General features: G+C 67.4%; 2 protein-coding genes and 1 pseudogene. 2 read left to right on the top strand and 1 reads right to left on the bottom strand.

Annotated features, from left to right (window positions below; translation table 11 throughout):
* Both AC1DOC_RS32365 and AC1DOC_RS32360 read left to right on the top strand, forming a co-directional pair.
* Positions 1-498, top strand: a 498-nt coding sequence (locus tag AC1DOC_RS32365) for a flavodoxin family protein (protein ID WP_478131409.1), incomplete at its 5' end; no start/stop codon positions are given.
* 25 nt (positions 499-523) lie between these two features.
* Positions 524-1447 carry a pirin family protein gene (locus AC1DOC_RS32360; protein ID WP_412511111.1) on the top strand — a complete coding sequence of 308 codons (924 nt, stop codon included), beginning with the start codon at positions 524-526 and terminating at the stop codon, positions 1445-1447.
* Between the two features lie 31 nt (positions 1448-1478).
* Here AC1DOC_RS32360 and AC1DOC_RS32355 read toward each other — a convergent pair.
* A pseudogene (locus AC1DOC_RS32355) lies at positions 1479-1749 on the bottom strand (sulfurtransferase); the annotation flags it as partial.

Raw genomic sequence — 1749 nt, 5'->3', positions numbered from 1 at the left:
GCGCAAGCCGTGGCCGATGGCGCGGACGCGCAGCTGCTCGCCATCGATGCCGATGGCAACCTGCCCGAAGGCGGCTGGGAAACGCTGGCCGCGGCCGACGCGATCATCTTCGGCTCGCCGACCTACATGGGCGGCGTGAGCTGGCAGTTCAAGAAATTCGCCGATGCGTCGTCGAAGGTCTGGTTCACGCAGGGCTGGAAGGACAAGCTCTTTGCGGGCTTCACCAACAGCGCCACCATGAACGGCGACAAGGTCGCGACCATGGCCTACCTGTGGACGCTTGCGATGCAGCACAGCGGCGTGTGGGTCAGCATGGGCATCCTGCCGAGCAACAGCAAGGCGGCCACGCGCGATTCGATGAACTACGTGGGCGGCTACGGCGGCCTGCTGACGCAGTCGCCTTCGGATGCGAGCCCGGCCGAGATGTTCAAGGGCGACTTCGACACGGCAAGGGCATTCGGCGAGCGTATTGCCACAGTGGCAAGATCGCGCGGATAAAACCCAGCCAACCACGGAGCCCCCGATGACCGATACCGCCGCACAGACCCAATTGCTTCAACCACACGACAAGGACCTGGGCGGCGGCTTCAATGTGCGGCGCCTGCTGCCTGCGGCGCAGCGCCGCTCGGTGGGCCCGTTCGTGTTCTTCGACCACTTCGGCCCGGCCACCGAGCAGCCCGGCATGGCGCACGACGTGCGGCCGCATCCGCACATCGGCCTGTCCACGGTCACCTATCTTTTCGAGGGCGCGATGATGCATCGCGACAGCATCGGCAGCGTGCAGGAGATCCTGCCCGGCGCGATCAACTGGATGACCGCGGGGCGCGGCATCGTGCACTCCGAGCGCAAGCCCGAACGCCTTAAGGCCGACACCTACGTGAACCACGGGCTGCAGCTCTGGGCTGCCTTGCCGCAGGCGCACGAAGAAATCGAGCCGAGCTTCGAGCACACGCCGGCCGGTGGCATTCCGCAGGTGGTGGAGCAGGGCGTGGCGGTGCGCGTGCTGGTGGGCGAGGCCTTTGGCCAACGCTCGCCGGTCAAGACGCTGTCGCAGACGATCTACCTCGACATCGCATTGCCCGCGGGCGGCCGCTTCGAGCTGCCCGCGCTGGCGCCCGAATTGGCGGTGTATGCCGTCGATGCCGATGTGCGCGTCAATGGCGAAGCGATCCCCGCGCACACGATGGCTGTTCTGCCCGACGGCCAGGGCGCAGTGCTGGCTTGCGACACCGCGGCGCGCCTGATGGTGATCGGCGGCGAGCCGCTCGACGGCCCGCGCTACATCACCTGGAATTTCGTATCGAGCCGGCGCGAGCGCATCCTCGAAGCCGGCTCCGACTGGGCTGCGCAGCGCATGGGACATGTGCCTGGCGAGACCGAGTTCATTCCGCTGCCCGGCAAGCCCTTTGGCGTGCGCGAACCCGACGTGGGCACCACTCCGGTCTGATCTGCGGAGCGCGTGGCCGGCAACCCGCCGGCTATTTCTTCAGGCCGCTGCCGAGGTCGATGTCTTCCGACGCACGCGCACTGGCATCGGCCGCACGCGCGCTCAGGTCGGGCGCGAGCGCGCGCCGGCCGTCGAACACGAAGCAGTCGCCGTGGTAGTGCGCACCGCCGACCTCTTCGAAATATTTGAGGATGCCGCCTTCGAGCTGCAGCACGTTCTCGATGCCTTCCTCGCGCATCAGGATGGCGGCCTTCTCGCAGCGGATGCCGCCGGTGCAGAAGCTCACCACGGTCTTGCCCGCG

It is taken from the genome of Variovorax sp. 01T439_2 (assembly GCF_056398445.1).
This window is presented reverse-complemented; position numbering and strand designations above follow the sequence as displayed.

What these genes read in the sequence shown, in the direction of transcription:
- AC1DOC_RS32360 (WP_412511111.1), top strand. Translation starts at nt 524, where the DNA reads ATGACCGATACCGCCGCACAGACCCAATTGCTTCAACCACACGACAAG.